The organism is Psychrobacter sp. P11G5 (assembly GCF_001593305.1).
Classification (GTDB): domain Bacteria; phylum Pseudomonadota; class Gammaproteobacteria; order Pseudomonadales; family Moraxellaceae; genus Psychrobacter.
The window spans coordinates 1,084,786-1,104,977 of sequence record NZ_CP012533.1; the positions used below are offsets into that span (position 1 = coordinate 1,084,786).

Annotated in this window: 15 protein-coding genes and 3 pseudogenes; 15 read left to right on the forward strand and 3 right to left on the reverse strand. The window is 42.0% G+C overall.

The features are described 5' to 3' along the window. Window positions 1-184 precede the first annotated feature (184 nt). The 3 genes from AK825_RS04605 to AK825_RS14535 all read left to right on the forward strand — a co-directional run bounded on the left by AK825_RS04605 (window position 185) and on the right by AK825_RS14535 (window position 2,640). The gene (locus AK825_RS04605; RefSeq protein WP_068034968.1) at window positions 185-439 is read left to right on the forward strand and encodes a hypothetical protein; all 255 of its coding nucleotides are present in this window, start codon (window positions 185-187) and stop codon (window positions 437-439) included. Between the two features lie 156 nt (window positions 440-595). After that, window positions 596-2,224, forward strand: coding sequence for a long-chain-fatty-acid--CoA ligase (locus tag AK825_RS04610; protein ID WP_068034969.1), 1,629 nt, complete (start codon window positions 596-598; stop codon window positions 2,222-2,224). 266 nt (window positions 2,225-2,490) lie between these two features. After that, a complete protein-coding gene (locus AK825_RS14535) occupies window positions 2,491-2,640 on the forward strand; it encodes a hypothetical protein (RefSeq protein ID WP_264753651.1) in 150 nt (49 codons plus the stop codon). Window positions 2,641-2,926: 286 nt separating this feature from the next. Here AK825_RS14535 and AK825_RS14540 read toward each other — a convergent pair. Continuing rightward, window positions 2,927-4,208, reverse strand: a pseudogene (locus tag AK825_RS14540) (IS256 family transposase). Window positions 4,209-4,541: 333 nt separating this feature from the next. On the opposite strand from AK825_RS14540, the gene AK825_RS04625 reads away from it, so the two are divergent. The 5 genes and pseudogenes from AK825_RS04625 to AK825_RS14795 form a co-directional block, all read left to right on the forward strand. After that, window positions 4,542-4,955 (forward strand): cation efflux protein, CzcI-like, encoded by a 414-nt coding sequence (locus AK825_RS04625; RefSeq protein ID WP_227514115.1) that lies wholly within the window; start codon window positions 4,542-4,544, stop codon window positions 4,953-4,955. A gap of 48 nt (window positions 4,956-5,003) precedes the next feature. Then, entirely contained in the window at window positions 5,004-6,329 is a 1,326-nt protein-coding gene (locus AK825_RS04630) for a TolC family protein (RefSeq protein WP_068034973.1), read from the forward strand. 1 nt (window position 6,330) lies between these two features. Next, on the forward strand, window positions 6,331-7,560 hold the full coding sequence (locus AK825_RS04635; RefSeq protein ID WP_068034974.1) for an efflux RND transporter periplasmic adaptor subunit: 1,230 nt from the start codon (window positions 6,331-6,333) through the stop codon (window positions 7,558-7,560). Further along, the gene (locus AK825_RS04640) at window positions 7,550-10,690 is read left to right on the forward strand and encodes a CusA/CzcA family heavy metal efflux RND transporter (RefSeq protein ID WP_068034975.1); all 3,141 of its coding nucleotides are present in this window, start codon (window positions 7,550-7,552) and stop codon (window positions 10,688-10,690) included. The genes AK825_RS04635 and AK825_RS04640 overlap by 11 nt, the downstream gene beginning before the upstream one ends. Before the next feature lie 86 nt (window positions 10,691-10,776). Then, window positions 10,777-10,887, forward strand: a pseudogene (locus AK825_RS14795) (cation transporter); the annotation flags it as partial. A gap of 37 nt (window positions 10,888-10,924) precedes the next feature. On the opposite strand, the pseudogene AK825_RS14545 reads toward AK825_RS14795, so the two are convergent. Both AK825_RS14545 and AK825_RS04655 read right to left on the reverse strand, forming a co-directional pair. Beyond that, window positions 10,925-12,206, reverse strand: a pseudogene (locus tag AK825_RS14545) (IS256 family transposase). A gap of 43 nt (window positions 12,207-12,249) precedes the next feature. Further along, complete coding sequence (locus AK825_RS04655; RefSeq protein WP_068034977.1) at window positions 12,250-13,329, reverse strand: hypothetical protein; 1,080 nt, start codon at window positions 13,327-13,329, stop codon at window positions 12,250-12,252. 694 nt (window positions 13,330-14,023) lie between these two features. Here AK825_RS04655 and AK825_RS04660 point away from each other — a divergent pair. The 7 genes from AK825_RS04660 (at window position 14,024) to AK825_RS04685 (ending at window position 19,738) form a co-directional block, all read left to right on the forward strand. After that, complete coding sequence (locus AK825_RS04660) at window positions 14,024-14,944, forward strand: inovirus-type Gp2 protein (RefSeq protein ID WP_068034978.1); 921 nt, start codon at window positions 14,024-14,026, stop codon at window positions 14,942-14,944. 142 nt (window positions 14,945-15,086) lie between these two features. Continuing rightward, complete coding sequence (locus AK825_RS14550; protein WP_082787166.1) at window positions 15,087-15,377, forward strand: hypothetical protein; 291 nt, start codon at window positions 15,087-15,089, stop codon at window positions 15,375-15,377. A 49-nt stretch (window positions 15,378-15,426) separates the two neighbouring features. Further along, entirely contained in the window at window positions 15,427-16,419 is a 993-nt protein-coding gene (locus AK825_RS04665) for a DUF932 domain-containing protein (protein ID WP_068034979.1), read from the forward strand. A gap of 109 nt (window positions 16,420-16,528) precedes the next feature. Continuing rightward, window positions 16,529-17,626, forward strand: a complete 1,098-nt coding sequence (locus tag AK825_RS04670) for a lambda-exonuclease family protein (RefSeq protein ID WP_068034980.1) — start codon at window positions 16,529-16,531, stop codon at window positions 17,624-17,626. Window positions 17,627-17,733: 107 nt separating this feature from the next. Next, the gene (locus tag AK825_RS04675; RefSeq protein ID WP_068034981.1) at window positions 17,734-18,645 is read left to right on the forward strand and encodes a hydrolase or metal-binding protein; all 912 of its coding nucleotides are present in this window, start codon (window positions 17,734-17,736) and stop codon (window positions 18,643-18,645) included. A gap of 186 nt (window positions 18,646-18,831) precedes the next feature. After that, a complete protein-coding gene (locus AK825_RS04680; protein WP_068034982.1) occupies window positions 18,832-19,290 on the forward strand; it encodes a hypothetical protein in 459 nt (152 codons plus the stop codon). Window positions 19,291-19,486: 196 nt separating this feature from the next. Then, window positions 19,487-19,738: an AlpA family phage regulatory protein gene (locus AK825_RS04685; protein ID WP_068034983.1), complete on the forward strand. Its 252-nt coding sequence runs from the start codon at window positions 19,487-19,489 to the stop codon at window positions 19,736-19,738. Window positions 19,739-20,192 lie beyond the last annotated feature (454 nt).

Sequence of the window (20,192 nt, forward strand, 5' to 3'; positions counted from 1 at the left end):
TGTTGCCAATGCAATTAAACTTAATAAGACCAAGCTTAATAAACAGCTGCTAGTTAATTAATAGTTACTTAAAAGAAGTCTTCTAAATTTTTCTAGAAGGCTTCTTTTTTGGTTCTGATATATCGATGCGCGTTTAATACATTGGTCTCAGTAATTTTGATAGTACCTTCCTCATTATTAGATCGTGACTTATCAAGTAGTTGAGCATTATTCCCATAATAATTTTTTGCATAGCAAGTATGCTTATAAACATGGTGCTGAAGGCGCGAATATTAACTTTAATGAAGATGGTTCACTGATGTTCATTATGGACTCAGGGTGGATTGAACAAACGCTATATGCAGTAGCGAAAGCCACTGGTCAAAAGATGCCTCGCTATATCAAACCCAACGCCAATAATAACTTTAGTGAGAAAGCCAGTAATAATCCTACGGTTTAACATTGAGTTTATGTTATTTTAAAATCAATTCAGACAAACTCAAAGGTTTGTCTGAATTGATAATTCTTATTATTCACAGCCGTAGCAGGTGCTTGGCATTCAATGATACTTTAAATAAGAATAATCTTACTTTTAAATAAATACAGGGAATGTATTATGTTAGGAAAAATGATGTATCAGCCCTTGCTGATTAGTAGCCTCATCGAGCATGCTGCTCGCTATCATGGCGACACCGCTGTGTTGTCTAAAGAAGTCGATGGACAAATCACCCATAGTGACTGGCTTACCATCTCTAACAATTCAAAACGTTTGGCAAATGCATTAGCATCTCTAGGTTTAAAATCATCAGAGCGTATAGCTACATTGGCTTGGAATAACCGTCGCCATCTAGAAGCTTGGTATGCTATTTCAGGCAGTGGCATGATTTGCCATACCATCAATCCGCGTTTGTTTCCTGAACAGCTCAGCTACATTATTAATGATGCTGACGATCGAGTATTATTTTTTGATGTGACCTTCCTACCACTGATTATGGCGATTAAAGATCAAATCGATAATATTAAGCATTTCATCTGTTTGGGCGCTCGAGAAGATAAAGTACTAGAACAACTGCCTGAGGTTTTGTTCTTTGATGAATTACTAGCAGATCATTCTACTGATTTTGAATGGCCTCAATTTGATGAAACGACGGCCAGCTCCTTATGCTATACCTCGGGCACGACAGGCAACCCCAAAGGAATTTTATACACTCATCGTTCCTCTGTGCTTCATGCTATTGCATTATCCATGCCTGACATCTCAGCACTATCCGCAAAAGACGTTTTGCTACCTGTAGTGCCTATGTTCCATGTCAATGCGTGGGGTACGCCCTATGCTGCTGCCCTGACAGGTTGCTCTTTGATATTACCTGGCCCTAATCTTGATGGTGACAGCTTAGTGTCTTTAATTGATGATTATAAGGTCACTGTTGCTTTAGGTGTTCCTACGATTTGGCAAAGCTTGCTAACGGCTGCCAAAGCTCGTGGCAGTAAACTTGAGAGCATGACTCGAACCATTGTCGGTGGCGCTGCTTGTCCGCCATCGGTGATCAAAACCTTTAGAGAGGATTTTGATTGCGATGCGATACACGGTTGGGGTATGACGGAGACCAGTCCGCTTGGCACGATGAATCAGATCAAAGCCAAGCACAAATCGCTTAGCAAGGACGAGATTAACGAATTGCGCAAATCTCAAGGTCGTCCACCTTACGGCGTTGAGATACGGCTTATGGACACCGATCAACCACTGGAGCCAGTTGAAGAGGATGGGGTATCTCAGGGACGTCTACAAATTCGGGGTCACTGGATTATTAACGACTATTACAATCATAATCCTGACGCTATTACTGAAGACGGTTGGTTTGATACCGGTGATATAGCCACCATCGATTCAGATGGCTATATGAATATTCGTGATCGCTCAAAAGACTTGATTAAATCTGGCGGCGAATGGATATCTTCAGTGGAGCTTGAGAATATTGCCGCCGCGCATCCACAGATAAAAATGGCAGCTGCCATTGCTGCAGCCCATAAGAAATGGGGCGAGCGCCCAGTGTTGATTGTGGTTAAAGAGCAAAATTCAGAACTGACTGAGGCACAAGTGCTTGCATTTTACGAAGAGAAAATTGCCAGTTGGCAAATACCTGATAAAGTTATTTTTGTAGAAAGTATCTTGTTAAATGGGGCGGGGAAAATGGTGAAAAAGGATTTACGTGATGAATATGGCGATGTGCTGCTGAGTGCCTGATATTATATTTGAAAATGAGTACCACACCTTACTTAAAGCAAGCAAAAGCAAACAGCATCCTAGGGCGTGTCCTCAATCTGACCATTAAACTTTTAATGGGCTAAAAATGGCTAAATCTTTGCCAAACTGCGTCAAATAGCTTGGTAATATCTCGATATTAACTGTACTATTTTCCTTGTTTGGCTGCAATTTATCTCATTTTTATCACCATTCTCAAAATGAGGACACGCCCTAGATTGGTACTGATATCTTCCATGGCTGGATTAATGGGGTGCTACGGATACGCAGGATATTGTGCTTCCAAGTTTGGTGTTGTTGGTTTAGCAGATGTACTTGGGATAGATAGAACAGGACAGAATATGAGACATAAAAAAACCGCAAATCATTATGATTTGCGGTTTTTCGTACTACTGTAATGGTACCCGGAGCCGGAACGGTTAATTGTTGTTAAGTGTTTGATGTATATAGATAAATATTTAAATATATATTTTAGTACACTTGTGAGTATACTTTAGATTTGTTTTTCAGTTTTATAATTTAATAGTAACTAAATATTATCGCTTGACTAGTTTTTAGTATAACAGAAGCTATAAACGTAATCTGGAAAGGCAGAAGCCGTTGCTAGACTTACAACAAGTGTGAGGTTAACCTGAAGCATCGTCCTTATCTACGAGACCATCCCAGATTCTGTGTAACTGCCATTTAGATTAAATGCTTACTAATACGATCATCAAACATAATCATAAAGCGATTAAGAGCAGACGTCCAGTTACGGATCGGCATTGACCACTTTTTGGATGCCTGCTGGGTGGCTAAGTACACCACCTTGAATGCCGCCTGATCAGACGGGAACACCTTACGCTTATTCACCGCCGTTCGAATCACACTGTTTAGCGACTCTATCGCATTGGTGGTATAAATCACTTTTCTGATGTCTTTCGGGTACTCAAAGAACACCGTTAAGCCCTCCCAGTTATTGCGCCAAGACTTGATGACATGCGGGTACTCTTTGCCCCATACTTCATCAAAGTGCTCAAGGTTGGCCTCTGCCATATCAAGCGTATCAGCGCCGTAGATGGCCTTTAAATCAGCCGCTACAGCCTTTTTATCCGTCCACGGCACAAACTTCATTGAGTAACGCACCATGTGTACGATACACAGCTGAACCTGAGCATTGGGATAAACGGTGTTAATGGCATCAGGGAAGCCCTTTAGGCCGTCTACACAGGCAATGAGTATGTCTTGTACGCCGCGGTTTTGTAGTTCAGTGAGAACACCCAGCCAGAACTTAGCGCCTTCATTCTCTGAGAGCCACATACCAAGCAGCTCTTTTTTACCGTCAAGCCCCACGCCTAGCGCCAGATAGATAGCCTTGTTGATGATCTGCTTATCTTGACGTACCTTAACGACAATGCAGTCCAGATAGACGATAGGATAGACGCTGCTCAGTGGCCGGTTCTGCCAAGCGGTGATGTCATCCAAGATGTTGTCAGTGACTCTGGAAACCAAGCTGCTTGAGATGTCGACGTCGTAGATGTCCTTGATGGTTTCGACAATCTCAGTAGTGGTTTGACCTTTGGCGTATGAGCGAGGATCAGCAAGTGTCTGGGAGACACTTGCCCGAAGCGCAAGACGTAAGGCTATGCCTGTAGTGAAATATGATTTTGTCATCAAGACCTGAAATACGGGTTTGATGCTTACTGACAAGTACAGGCTCAAAGCTACTGTCGCGGTCTCTGGGGGTGGAGATCTCAAGCTCGCCTGTGTCGCTACGGACTCTCTTTTTAGTGTGCCCATTGCGCTTATTAGGCCTGTCTGCCTTTTCATGCTTGGGGTAGCCGAGATGCTCTTCCATTTCTGCTTCTAGGGCAGTGTCGATGAAGGACTGCATGAGCTGCTTTTGAAAGTCTTTGATGTCATCGAAGCTTTTCATGCTGCTGGCCATTTGCTCAGCCAGTTTCTTGATGTCAGATTGGTTAGTCATTGCTTATTCTCCTGTTAGTGGATTATAAGCAGTTACACAAAGTTTGGGAAACTCTCATGGAAAATTGCCTTTTGAGTTTGAAGCAATGTACAATGATAAGATTAACCCGTTAGGTCAGGTGGCCTAACTTAAATAAAAAGTCTCCGACAAACCCGGTACGGTTCACTATCTATTGTTATTCTTACCTGAAATTGATGTGAGCTTATAGAGACAAGGTAAATTTGCAAAAGTGCCGGCTATTCAGTGTTCATTGAATGTTTAATTTAATTTATTAAGCTTGACCTTGGAGTGGCTCTAAGCCTTATACTTGGTACAAATTTTTCGGTTGTTATGATGATGCGTTCTACTACATGGATTACAGTCTTGGTTGGATTGTTCATGTTCCAAAGCTTTTGGAATGTGGCGGCGGCCTTTTGTGTCCATGAACAACAGCCTCAATCACAGCAGAGTTATCATTTTGGTCATCACCAAAATACCTTGTGTGCCAGCGATAGTCGTCAACACGATCATAATGGACAGTCAGAAAACATAAAAACATTCAGTAGCGATTTAGAAATCGGTGAAGATCATCAAGATCATCTACCATCGATGATGCATTTGATTGTACAAAATGAAAAAGTAGATGTGTTTCATCCAAGCTCTGAAGTTAAAGTGAATCCACAATTTCATTGGAAAAACAGCTATCAGGCTCCTGACCTGTTTCAACAAAGCCCACCTCCCGAATTTTCCCCGCTCATGGTGGGGTAGCCTAAAACATTCCCACCACTTTTATTATTTAAATAAGTGGGAAAAATCATGTCTTCACAATCAATTATACTCTTGCGTCATAGCTTGGTTGCTTGTATATGTGCAGCGGCTATGCAATATAGCTATGCTGAAAACGTTACCAGCTTTGAATCCGCTTTAGCAAAAGTACAAAGTTACCAGACTCAAGACAAGCCGTGGCAACAAGTTCAGCAAATATCTGAATTGAATATTCAGCAAAGTCGGTTATGGCAGAATCCAAGTATAAGTTTAGAACAGTCTGGCTTTGGCTCAGGTCAAGAACAGGAATTCAATGTTGGCGTTAGTCAACCTCTAGATCTATTTGGTCAGCGTAAGCTGAACCGGGTGATTGCCAATACCTCGAATCAACAAATCCAATTGCAACAGCAATTATGGAAGGCACAAAGCCAACTGATTGTTAAATTTGCATGGTCGCAATTTGCACTTGCTGAGGTTGAGCAGTCTGCTTATTCAGTACAGTTAAAAACAAGTAAAGTCAATCTGGACAGTGCCCAGAAACGCTATCAGGCAGGCAGTATTGCCCTGGTTGATTTTGAGCGTGCCCAAATTGAAGCGCTAGAAATCCAACGACTTTATCAGCAAGCGATGCTGAATAAACAAGCTGCCGGTCGTCAGCTGTCTAATTTGTGGGGGGGAGAAACATCTTCACATCTTCAATTGAATAAAACCGCTATCCCTTGGCCAGAGCAAAGTCTCCAAACTGTGCAACGGTATATTGCTGAAGGGTGGCTAGAAAAATTCTATGCCTTGAACATTCAGCAATCGGATCATCAAATTGAAAATTTAAGAATTCAGGCACGTCCCAATCCGACTTTAAATGTAGGCATGAAACGTAGCAAAACCCCTAATGAAAGCAACGATACGACTTTAGCAATCGGCGTGGCTATTCCACTGAATATTTTCAATCGCCAGCAATATGCGATCCCGATGGTCCAGCAACAGCAAATATTGCTGAACCAACAGCAGCAGCGTGAGCTGAAGCAACAAATACTCGATATTGCCAACAGCATGCATCAGCTCAAAGGTTTACGTAGCCAGTTCGATGCCACAACAGCACAAGTTACTTTGGCGACCAAAGTTCAGAGCCGTACTTTACTAGGGTTTCAGGCAGGGAAACTGTCCATTACCGACGTTCAGCAAGCAACCACCCAACTGCAGAATCTTCGATTGGGTCAATTACAAACTCTACGTCAAGCTTGGCAAACTGCCCTAGCAGCTGAGGCACTCAGTATTGGCACAAGTTATGAAGAAATTAGCCGTTCGGATGCCTATACACAACTGAATAAAAAGGCAGTCGAAGCATCGCAAAATTTAATCAATGGGGGAGCACGATAAAATGAACGCCAAGCAAAACGGAAAAATATCCCAGTCTCTCATGATTGCAATTTTGATTCTGATTACGGTCTTGGTCAGTCTGGCTATTTGGTTAAGTTCAAAAAAAACTGAATCTGAGGGGCGTGGTTATGATGAGGGAAATGCCGAATATTCTGATGAAGATAGTTCTGAAGAAGGACATGCTGAAGAAGGCGAAATACAACTGACCAGCCAACAAATGGTTGAACAAGGTTTAAAAGTTGCTGTTGCATCCACAGGATTGGTTGAAAAGCTGACAACCCTGCCAGGTAAATTGGTGGTGAATACCGATCAACAAGCGCATATATCGCCTAATTTTAGTGGTTATGTCGAGCAGATCAATGTGGCTTTAGGACAGAGCGTGCAAAAAGGACAAACGCTGGCTGTACTAACCGTGCCTGAACTGATCGACCAACAGGCAAATCTGCGTATGGCACAGGTGAATCTGGATTTGGCCCGTAAAGATTACCAGCGCGAACAGCAACTCTGGTCACAGGGGGTTTCTGCCAAACAGGATTACCAGCGTGCCGAAAATGCCTACCGTCAAGCGCAGATTACTGTCCAGTCCTCACAAGCACGTTTAAATGCATTAGGTGCAAGTGGCAATAACAATGGGCGTTTTCTGATTAAAGCACCGATCTCTGGGGTGATCAGTCAAAAAGATATTGTGGTCGGTGAAAATGTGCAACTGGCTAATCAGCTCTTTGTCATTGAACAGCTGAAAGATTTATGGCTTGAGTTTAATTTGCCGAATCAATTCTCAGGTCAACTGCAAGCCGGGCAAAAAATTGACTTTAAAGTGAATGATTCAGATCAAAGCTATAAAGCTACTGTACAAAGCTTAACCTCTCAGGCAGATGTACAAACAGGGCGTCTGGTGGTGCGCGCAAAACTCGATGCGCAAGCTACTGAGTTGCGTTCTAATGTGTTAGTGAGAGTGTTGATTCCGGAAGCTACAGCAAAATCAGCCCTTCGGATTCAAAAGTCTGCGCTGCAAAGTATTGAAGGTGAAGACAGTATTTTCATCGTAGATTCAGAACAAAAAGGTCAAGTCCACTTAAAAGCACAGAAAGTGCAATTGGGGCAGGCTTCAAGTGATGGACAATGGCTTGAAGTGATTTCTGGGCTGACTGAAGGGCAGAAGTATATCGCTCAAGGCAGTTTCTTGTTGAAATCTGAATTAGAAAAAGACGAGGCAGGCCATGGACATTAATTCTGATCTACCAAAACCAGAAGGTTTATTCGAACGAATCATTCAGTTTTCCATACAAAATGCGATTTGGGTGTTGCTCTTTGTCTGTACCTGGATTGCGGTCGGGGTGTATAGCTATCAGAAACTCCCGATTGATGCTGTACCCGATATTACCAATACCCAAGTCCAGATTAATACTCAAGCCAAGGGTTTTACTGCGCTTGAAGTCGAACAGCTGATTACCTATCCCATTGAAAATGCCATGGCTGGCATTCCGGATCTGGAGCTTACCCGTTCCATATCCCGTTATGGACTCTCTCAAGTCACCATTATCTTTAAAGATGGGACTGATATTTATTGGGCCCGTCAGCAGATTAACCAACGGATACAGGAGGCGCAATCTGAGTTGCCTGCACAAATCGCACCGACGATGTCCCCCGTTTCTACGGGTCTCGGTGAGATTTATCAATGGGTACTGAAGGCAGATCCGAATGCGAAAAAGCCGGATGGAACTGCATACACGCCGATGGATTTGCGTGAGATTCAGGACTGGATTGTGCGTCCTCAACTGCAACGTGTTAAGGGAGTTGCAGAGGTCAACAGTATTGGTGGTTTTGAAAAAACCTATGTGGTCTCTCCCGATTTAAACCGGATGCAGCAACTGAATATCTCATTAGAACAACTGCAACAGGCTTTAGCGCAAAATAATGAGAACCGAGGTGCAGGTTATATTGAAGACAATGGTCAGCAACTGACGGTACGTGTACCGGGTGCATTCAATGGGCTTTCTGATATTGAGAACACCATGCTGGGTAGCCCAAATGGCAGCCCAATTCGGGTTGGTGATATTGCGCAAGTCTCTATTGGGCATGATTTAAGAACCGGTGGGGCAACCTATAACGGCAAAGAAACCGTTTTAGGGATTGTCATGATGGCGATGGGTGGAAATAGCCAGACTGTTTCTAAAGCTGTGGATGCCAAGCTTCAAGATATTCAGAATAGTTTGCCTAAAGGGGTAGTGATTGAAACGGTGTACGACCGTACTATCTTGGTTGAGAAGGCGATTAAAACCGTTCAGAAAAACTTGGTAGAGGGAGCAATCCTGGTCATCATCATTCTGTTCCTGTTTTTAGGGAATATCCGTGCTGCCTTGATTACTGCCTGTGTCATTCCACTCTCTATGCTGTTTACCTTAACCGGGATGGCACAGCAAAATATCAGTGCCAATCTGATGAGTTTAGGTGCACTCGATTTCGGCATCATTGTCGATGGTGCTGTGGTGATTGTCGAAAACTGTATCCGGCGTTTAGCCCATACACAGCAACTGTTAAAACGACCTCTCACACAAAGTGAACGCTTTAAGGAAGTTTTTCTGGCTGCCCGCCAAGCACGTCGTCCTCTTATTTTTGGTCAGCTTATTATTTTGGTGGTGTATTTGCCGATTTTTGCTTTAAGTGGTGTGGAAGCAAAAATGTTCCATCCGATGGCATTGGCAGTGGTACTCGCCCTTGTTGCAGCCATTATTTTATCGATCACCTTTGTGCCTGCTGCTGTGGCATTGTGGGTCAAAGGCGATATTCAAGAAAAAGAAAGTCGTTGGATGTTATGGCTAAAAGCTAAATATCAGCAAACTCTTGATATTTCGTATCAATACAAAGCAGTTGTGCTGACTTTTGCACTGTGTTTATTAGTGATTACGGGATTTATCAGTACCAAACTCGGCAGTGAATTTGCACCACAGCTCAGTGAAGGAGACTTTGCGATACAACAGTTACGTTCACCAAGTACAGGCTTAGAAGAGTCTTTACGTATTCAGGAGAATACTGAAAAACTTCTTTTAAAGAGTTTCCCTGAAATTAAGGCAGTATTTGCCAGAACGGGTACAGCCGAGGTTGCAACAGATGTCATGCCACCCAATATTTCAGATGGCTATATCATGTTAAAGCCTCGTTCAGAATGGCCAAATCCTAAAGAAAGTTTAGATGAATTACGTGGCCGTATGGTGACGTATTTAGCCACGATTCCAGGCAATAATAGTGAATTTTCACAACCGATTGAACTCCGATTTAATGAATTGATCTCAGGTGTGCGTAGTGATGTTGGTGTGAAAATCTTCGGTGATGATATGAATGTCCTCAATACTGAGGCGACTAAAATCTCCAAAATCATTCAGCAAATATCGGGTAGCAGTGCCGTGAAAGTTGAGCAGACCTCAGGTTTGCCATTACTGAATGTCGAGGTAAATAAAACTTTGGCTGCACAATATGGTTTGAGTGTGCGTTCAATTCAAGACCTTGTGGCAACCAGTATTGGTGGACAAAGCGTGGGAGAGATTTTAGAAGGCGATCGTCGTTTTGATTTTGTTATCCGTCTTGGAGAGCAAGACCGTAGTGTCGCATCTGTTTCCCAGTTACCTATTCAGCTTCCAAATGGTGGCAGTATTTTATTGTCGGATGTCGCGCAAGTCTCGACCATTGAAGGAATCAACCAAGTCAGTCGAGAAAATGGTAAACGCCGAGTTGTGGTTACAACGAATGTTGAAGGGCGTGATTTAGGGTCTTTTGTTTCTGATGTACAGACACAGCTCAAAGCATACACTTTGCCAAGTGGTTATTGGATAGAATATGGCGGTCAGTTTGAAAATTTGGCTTCAGCCAAAGCACGGATGCAAATCGTGATTCCACTGACTTTAATCACTATCTTTATTTTACTGATGGCGGTCTTTCACAATGTCAAAGAAAGTCTATTGGTCTTTACCGGGATACCCTTTGCCTTGACCGGTGGTGTGCTGTTCCTTTGGCTAAGGGATATTCCATTATCGATGTCAGCTGGAATTGGCTTTATTGCCTTATCTGGTGTTGCAGTCCTCAATGGACTGGTAATGCTGACCTTTATTAAGGAATTAAGGGACAAATATCCAGTGCATAAAGCCGTGTGGCAAGGGGCTATTTTGCGCTTAAGACCAGTGTTGATGACAGCTTGTGTGGCTTCACTGGGTTTTGTACCAATGGCGCTGTCAACCGGAACAGGGGCTGAGGTTCAACGGCCACTGGCAACCGTAGTGATTGGCGGGATTATCTCTTCAACATTACTAACTTTGGTGCTGTTACCCGTGCTTTATCGTTGGATAAATGAAAAAAAAGTTTCTTAATCCAATAGATTAGTCGATTTACAGCAGAGATATTGGCTGTTATCCAATATCTCTGCTCATCATAAATAGAATAAGGAAAATATTTTATGTCAGAACATCATGATCATAGCCATGCGGTTGTTACTGAAGAAAATAGTAAGAAGTTAATGGTTGCCTTAGGTTTAACGACTACTTTTTTAATAGTAGAAGTTGTCGCTGCTTTTGAGACCATCCCGAATTCTGTGTAACTGCCGTTTAGATTAAATGCTTGCTGATACGGTCATCAAACATAATCATAAAACGATTAAGAGCAGACGTCCAGTTACGGATCGGCATTGACCACTTTTTGGATGCCTGCTGGGTTGCTAAGTACACCACTTTGAATGCTGCCTGATCAGATGGGAACACCTTACGCTTATTCACCGCTGTCCGAATCACGCTGTTTAGCGACTCTATCGCATTGGTGGTATAGATCACTCTTCTGATGTCTTTAGGATACTCGAAGAACACCGTTAAGCCCTCCCAGTTATTGCGCCAAGACTTGATGACATGCGGGTACTCTTTGCCCCATACTTCATCAAAGTGCTCAAGGTTGGCCTCTGCTATCTCAAGCGTATCAGCGCCGTAGATGGCCTTTAAATCAGCCGCTATTGCCTTCTTATCTGTCCAAGGTACAAACTTCATCGAATAGCGCACCATATGCACGATACACAGCTGAACCTGAGCGTTAGGGTAGACCGTATTGATGGCATCAGGGAAGCCTTTTAGGCCGTCTACACAGGCAATAAGAATATCTTGAACCCCGCGGTTTTGTAGCTCAGTGAGAACACCAAGCCAGAATTTAGCGCCCTCGTTCTCTGACAGCCACATACCAAGCAGCTCTTTTCTACCATCAAGAGCAACGCCTAAGGCCAGATAGATAGCTTTGTTGATGATCTGCTTGTCCTGACGAACTTTGACGACAATGCAGTCTAAGTAGACGATAGGATAGACGCTGCTCAGTGGCCGGTTCTGCCAAGCGGTGATGTCATCCAAGATGTTGTCAGTGACTCTGGAAACCAAGCTGCTTGAGATGTCGACGTCGTAGATGTCCTTGATGGTTTCGACAATCTCAGTAGTGGTTTGACCTTTGGCGTATGAGCGAGGATCAGCAAGTGTCTGGGAGACACTTGCCCGAAGCGCAAGACGTAAGGCTATGCCTGTAGTGAAATATGATTTTGTCATCAAGACCTGAAATACGGGTTTGATGCTTACTGACAAGTACAGGCTCAAAGCTACTGTCGCGGTCTCTGGGGGTGGAGATCTCAAGCTCGCCTGTGTCGCTACGGACTCTCTTTTTAGTGTGCCCATTGCGCTTATTAGGCCTGTCTGCCTTTTCATGCTTGGGGTAGCCGAGATGCTCTTCCATTTCTGCTTCTAGGGCAGTGTCGATGAAGGACTGCATGAGCTGCTTTTGAAAGTCTTTGATGTCATCGAAGCTTTTCATGCTGCTGGCCATTTGCTCAGCCAGTTTCTTGATGTCAGATTGGTTAGTCATTGCTTATTCTCCTGTTAGTGGATTATAAGCAGTTACACACTTTTTAGGAAAGGCTCTTATCTACTGCTTCAGTATCATCTTTAATAAGCTGATCATACATCTGTTCGATAGAATTGTTTATCATTTTCTGAGCGGTAAAGCCACTAAAGGCTATAAGTTTTTCTAACTTAGTCTGATTTTTCTTATATATTTTTATAATGCCATCGCCTTCTTCGTTTTTAGAGCTATAATTTTTTCGACCATCCCAAGCTTTTCTCATTTTGTATAACATATAGCTACGCTCAGAGTAACCTTTATTCTTTTCAGTTCCTATGTTAGGGCTTTCAATGTTTGATAGTGTGTCTAAATGGGCTAGTACCAGCTCATATTTCTCTTCAAAAGTCTCTGGGAAAAATACATCCTTGAGGATTATAGGCTGATCCTTGTCATTATCTATATAGCTATATACCCATTCAATTTGATTATGGTTAGCAACATCAAGCCATTTTAATTCTTTATCAGGTGTACGGCCTTTCAAATACGTGGATTTTATCGAGAGTAAATTCGAAACTTTCCAATCATCTATTATCTGTACTCTATTGAAATAACCAAATTCGTTATTTACATGGCTATTAAAATAAATAATGTTATATGGCAAAAAACTTGTAATTGCTGTTATTAGCTCATCCTTACCTTTAAAAGCTGAGTTTTTAAAAACATTATAGATAAGATTGGTGATAAAAAGTGAGCATCGTAGATCATTTTTAAACCAGTCAAGATAACTTTTTGGTAAAACCTTCGTTGCTCTAACATCCAATAACTCATTAAATTTATCAATGGGTGAACTCCAGGTTTTAAGCTCTTTGATCAATAAGTTTTTATAATCATCATTGTCATAATTTATATTTTCCCAACTTTTATTAAGTAAAATATTATACGTATATAGTAGGGATTTTGCATCCGTAACACTCATTTTATCTAATTCTTTGAAGTAATCTTCAATACGCTTAGTCCCAGATCTTATACTTTTTATGTACAAGTCTGACATAGTTCTCAAGTATTGAGAATTATGATACTCCATTGATCCTTGATCAAATGGATAGTGCTGGTTGTCAGGAAGCCTAGTTAATTGTCCATCCACCATGTCATTTCCTCATAAAAGATTATAGAAAAACACAATACAAAAACTAGTTTTTATAAGGTTTTACATTGTTTTTTTTATAGTTTATTTCTAGCAATAAATACATGCAGGCCTTGTTATTAGGCGATATAATTTACCTATAGTTAATATATACCAGCTTACAGTAAGAGTCTATATTTTTATTACGTATTAAACGATGGGCTGATTAGCTAAAGCGATGGATGTCGCGAGTCTATACTAAACTGGCGTAGACGAAGCCAAGCAACTATTGAGTTAGGATTTGCTAGAGATAATGATGAGCAGCTTTAATCGGAAGTGGTAGTTTAATAGCGAAAATATGCTTATCAAACCTAGTTCTAAGTCAGAGTAGATAGCTTTAAAAATTTGTGATATCCACCTGTTTCTAAAATATTATAGCGAAAAATTGTTCAGACTAATTGGTAGTGCCGTTCAGCTAACTCCACTTTAACCATTTGTCTTTAAAGTCCTATAATCCACTGCTACCTATCACCATAATTTCTAGAGCTCGCCTACACAAAGCTGCACTACGGCAGCTCGTCCTTAGTGGGTTATTTATATTATTATCTAAACACAGCAGCTACTTGTTCTACTGCTGAGGGCATAACTCTCAGCGACCATCATTATAAAAATACGGACTGATCCCACCCTATGAAACTAACTTCATAGGAATACCATAATGTCTTACTCACACCTAAACCAACCGCTAGCTGCTGCAAACGTCCATAGTCTTGTTACAGATATACTAGCGAACACTATCTGTTTTAATGAGGTCTTAAATAAACTGAACGGATTTTATTATCCGTTCATGACTCACTTCGATAGTGAGCTATTTTATTCACGGCCAGTCTTATCATTTTTTAGTAGCACTCAAGCGATCGTTGGTGATACTTATCCAGAAAACGTGATTTGGGATCATGATAAAACTCAGCGTTTTATCGACATGCTGCCATGCTATAAAAATGATATTGAAAATGAACGTAATGCGTTCATTTACCAAGAATCTCAAAATAAAAATAAACTAGGGTGCTATATTAATAATCTAATCAGGCATTATTCAAGACTGCTCTTTATACGTATCGACCTAAAATACGCAAAAGAAACCAGCCACCATGTGACCATTGAAGACTTCAATTATCACATGAGCAAGTTTCGAGAGCTTATCGGTAAAGCAAAAAACTGCAAGCCAAAGAGTTGCTTTGAGCATTTGCAAGGCAATGCTTGGGCTATTGAGCAAGGTGGGGAAGAAGGTGGGCTGCACTGTCATTTACTGCTTATGTATGATGGTTCAGAGCGACAGAATGATTGGTATATTGCTAAAGAGGTGGGTGAGAAATGGAAGGAGGTAACCGCTGGTCTAGGCGAATATTATAGCTACCATGATAAAGAACGTAAGCAGCAGTATAAGCAACATGACAAACTAGGTATCGGCATGATACATCAAAATAATCCTATTGAAGTTGAAAATGCTCTAGCTTCAGCTCTATACCTAACGAAGCCAAGCAAGAATGAGCAGCAACTTAAACTTTGGTTACCAAACATGCGTACCTTTGGTCATGGTATTTATCGTACAAAAAAACGTAGAGGCTTGCCTGAATAACAAAATATTTTTAGATATATAGTATTCCTATGAGATCAGTCAGGAAGCATCGCTCTCCTGACTGTTTAACCCCAAACTATCCTAATTAAAGGTCTGCTTAATCGCAGGCCTTTTTTATGCGCAATCGAAAAAGGAGCTATTCATGAGACCCATCTGCCCACACTGTCATTCAGCGAACGTCAGAAGCACTGCCGATACTGACAGTCCCTTTAATCTCTTCGAGCAACTGTGTTCACAATCTGCCCTATCAGGTCTTGGTGTAAGCATCTGTAGGTACTACAAAATCAATTCAGCAATCGGTGTAGTGGTAGGTACTGCACTGGCTTCTGCGATTAGCTTGGCTAAAGACAAGCTACAACAGCCACCCTTACTCGTTTTAGCAGCAAAGCCCAGTTATACCTGCAATACCTGCTCAAGAACTTTCAGCATTTAACCTATCTACATAACCCATAATTCTAATCAAATCTAAAAGGACAATGATCATGGCACATTTAATAGACACAATGGCATACGTTGGCGAAACCCCTTGGCATGGCTTAGGTAATGAGCTGGCTCCCAAGCAGCCTATCGAGATCTGGGCAAAGCAAGCGGGTATGGATTGGCGTATAGAATCCTCAGACGTTAGCTACATGGCAAACAATGACAAAGGTCACAATCTGATCCTGCCCTTTGCTGAGCAAAAGGTGTTGTACCGCTCTGATAACTTCGAGCCGTTATCGGTGGTCAGTCAACGCTATCAGGAAGTACAGCCGCGTGAGATTCTAGAGTTCTATCGTGATCTTACGGAACAGTCTGACTTTGAGCTTGAAACGGCAGGCATCTTAAAGGGCGGTCGTAAGCTATGGGCATTGGCTCGTACAGGCCAGTCAGCAACGCTCAAGGGTAAAGATGTCAGTAATGGCTACTTACTGCTTGCAACCGCTTGTGACGGCACGTTAGCGACTACTGCTCAGTTCACATCGATCCGTGTGGTCTGCAATAACACGCTAGCAATTAGCTTAGCGAATGGTTCAGGAGGCGTAGTAAAAGTACCGCACTCCACCTCCTTTGATGCCGATAAGGTTAAGCAGCAATTGGGCGTGTCGGTGAAACAATGGGATGAGCATAGCTATGAGATGAAGCAGTTATCAGAGCGCCGTGTGACCCAAGCAGAAGCAGCCAACTATCTTAGCCGTGTATTTAATGATCAGGACAATGACATCATTCTGTTTAACAGTGCTAAAAAAGAGAAAGACGCGGTGCCCAATGCCAAGGCGATGAATCAGGTGATGAACATGTTTAACGGTCAAGGTCGCGGAGCCGATCTTGATGCTGCCAAAGATACCGCTTACGGCTTGCTATGTAGTATCACTGAATACGTCGATCATGAACGCAGGGCGATGTCGAGAGACCATCGATTAGATGGCGCTTGGTTTGGCTCTGGCGCTAAGCTTAAACAAAAGGGTTTAGAAGAATCGCTACTGATGCTGGCTTAACCAGCCACATTTAAAACCTGAAAATACAATCAACCACGCCTTCGAGCGTGGTTTTTTATGCCGCTTATTTCATTTAATACCAATAATCAATTTATCGAAGGAGTTTGTCATGAACATGATCGCACTAAACAGCACGACTCAGCCGAGACAAACCAAACGTGCAACCGTTAGGCTTAAACCATCAGTAGTGAAAACCAAGCAAAATGATACTGCTGATAAACCTGCCCAATCTAATACTTCAAAGACTGCCAAGCGTTTAATTAATACTAAAGATTTAAGCCGTGAGGACTGGCTACAAGTACGCAAGCAAGGCATTGGCAGCTCTGACGCAGCAGCTGCTTGTGGTATTCATCCGTATCTCTCTATGCTGGAATTATGGATGATTAAGACAGGACGCATGAGCTCCGACATCGATGAGAGCATTGAGGGTTATTCACCCCTCTATTGGGGCAATACCTTAGAGCCGATGGTCGCTAAATACTATCAAGAACATACCGGCAATAAGGTACGCCGCGTGAATGCTATCTTACAGCATCCTGAGCAGCCATTCATGCTAGCAAATTTAGACTATGCCATTACTGGTAGTGGTGAGGTACAGATTTTAGAGTGCAAAACCGCTGGTGAACATGGTGCCAAGCTCTGGAAGCATGGCGTGCCGTTATACGTCACCTGCCAAGTGCAGCATCAGCTGGCGGTCACTGGTAAAACTGCGGCGCATATCTGTGTGCTACTTTGTGGACATGAAGCCAAGATATACAAGGTTGAGCGTGATGAGCGCTTGATTGAGTCCATCATGGAGCATGAGCGTCAGTTCTGGCAATACGTGCAGACCGACACCCCACCAACGCCTGATCATAGCGAGTCAGCTGCCAAAGCCTTAAAGCTGCTTTATCCAACGCCTAAGCCGTCAAGCAAGGTTGATCTACGAGATGACGATGGTGCCAATAAGTTATTTGAGCAACTGCTGAGTTATCGTGATTACATGCAAGAGCTAGAGCAGCGCCATGATCAGGTAAAGCATCAGCTGCAAACACTGATTGCAGCTAATGAAGTCGCTGTGTTTGAAAAAGGCACTATTTCTTGGAAACGCTCGAAAGATAGTATCGGTCTTGATAGCAAGGCCGTTATCAAAGCGCATCCTGAGCTGTTGGCTAAATTTAGTAAAACCAAGCAAGGTAGTCGCCGCTTCGTCATTTTGAACGATTAAGCAGAAACCTACTACACTTAACCAAAACAAGCGCATAACTGCCCACCCTAATCGGTGGGCTTTTTTATGGCTAAACACATTTTATTAAAACTATAAGGAATATCATCATGATTAAAGGTCTAACCATAACCCCACCAGTTCTAGGTCGTATCAGTATTGGACGTGTCATTCAAAAAGATGGTAAGCGTTTGCCTGCTAAAGACGATCAATTCACCATTACCAGTCAAGTGCAGAACAAGGATGGCTGGATCAATCATCCACTAGATGAAAAGCTACGCGAGCACAGTAACGGTAAGCTGAGACACATACCGGTACGCATGTTGTTTAACGATCCTGAGCTAAACCTGCGAGCTGAGTACACCTTGTTCGATAGACAAACCGGACGGCCACTATGCGTGGGTGACGGTGAGCAGTGTCAACGCCGTACAAACAATGGCGTGGAAACACTGCCTTGCCCATCACCTGATCGTTGCCCATTAGCGCAAGGCGGTGCTTGTAAACCATATGGTCGCTTGTACGTTAATCTCAGTGAAGACGACGAGTTAGGCACGTTTATCTTTCGCACCACAGGCTTTAATAGTATTCGCACGCTTGCCGCACGGCTGAGCTACTTTGCTGCGGTATCAGGCAATAAGCTGTCCTGCTTACCACTGCAATTAACCCTAAGAGGCAAAAGCACCACGCAAAGCTATCGTACGCCGATTTACTTTGTGGATTTGACACTACGTGATGGGGTGACACTAAAGCAAGCAGTGCAAGATGCGCAGGCAATTGATGCGGAGCTTAGCGAACACGGCTTTGATCAAGCAGCGCTAGAAGAGGCTGCAAAACAGGGTTACGTCAATTCATCCTTTGAAATTGATAACGATGGCTTACTTGATGTGGCTGAGGAGTTTTATCCCATGGAGACAGATGACGTAAGCAATAGCCAGCAGGGGAATTATCAGAACGGGTTAGCCACTCATAACGTGACTAGCATCGAGCAAGGGCTACGGCAAAGTGTAACAGCGGTAAGCTAAAGCAATCAAGTGAGGTATACGGCATAAATTAGTTAGGTTGAAACAAGCGACCTAGAGTCGCTTGTTTTACTTTTTATCGGTTTATTTTTAGTGGCTTAATACCTGAATTAAGTTTTACAATGTGCTAGTTCTTCATAGCAGCATATTAAAAATAGATTATTATTCTTTAACGTAAGGGTAGCTAAAATGGATTTAGAAAAGATAATGGCATTAAGTATTTCAGTACAACTGTCTAAGAAAATATCTAAAAGAATTACCAATCAAACTCAACGTTATTTACAGAGATCTAGTGAGTCTACAGTAACAACAAAACCTCTTGAAAATGTATGGGACGATATTTGCTATAAGTTCCAAACAGAAGGATTTTGCGGCAAGGTTTACGAGCTCATGGTTGTAGAATATGTTGGTTCACTGGTCGATGCTTTAGAAGACTATGAATTTAATGCTCTCTACCTTCAAATTGAAAGCCTGCGTACGATCCTAGCTGATTCAGCTAAGAGTACGCCATCAGATATAGATGAACAAAGTTCTATTAGGATGCGTTTATTCAAAGATCGAGTTATTTTATATCTCATTGAAGAGTATGTTTATAAATGGGCTAAAGGTTACACAAACAAAAGGCTTAGACAAGCTCTAAATAGTTAAGATAGTCATGTATGAAACTTATTATTAAAAGTGTTTTTGACACAAAAAAAGGAGCTGAATCATCAGCTCCTTTTTATTACTCTATGTTATTACTCTATGCATAAGGTCTATCGGACGATATAAGTCTCATAAAAAAATACAGGACTCCCTGACTGTATGAGAACAGATGTTCCCATACAATAATTCGGAGATAATCATGGAAAATTTAAACGCAGCACAGCCAGTAATCGAGCAATGTAATCACATACCACAACTACTGAGTATTAAAGATGTTGGTAGCTATACTGGTCTTAGTCGTTCTACGATTTATGAGATGGTTAATGAAAATTCTGATCGTTATGACCCAACATTCCCTAAGAAGGTACAACTGACACAGGTAAGAGTAGTGTGGGTAGCAAGCGAGATTGCAGAATGGATTAATACGAAGATTGCAGAACGTTCAGTATAGATTTATCTGACCGCCCTAACTTTAAAAGTAGGGCGGTTTATTTTTTTGTATTATGAGAGGTTTCTTAATCTAATACACTAAGTAATATACTTTAGGCAGAAGAAAAGGCCTCAGCCACTTTGTGTTTACAATTAAAGTTTTATCGCAATTAAAAGGCTATTTCATGCGCAAAATCTTGTTAGGAAAAAATTGTGTAGGGTGGTACTTGGCGTTCATAGAAATAGGCAAATAGTCTTTCGAATAAAAGACTATTTAAACAGGCTAAAAGACTATTTAAAGATTCTTCAAAGACTATTTTTCACTATTAAACATATATAAAACAAGGGTTTAAGGGTCTCTCTAGAGAGGTGATAAAAATATTTATCTTATTAATAATCATCTATCACTATCTTGATCAAAAGCAGCCGCTAGTAGGGCGCTGTAAGGGGTCGCCTCATTCTCATGCATATAGATT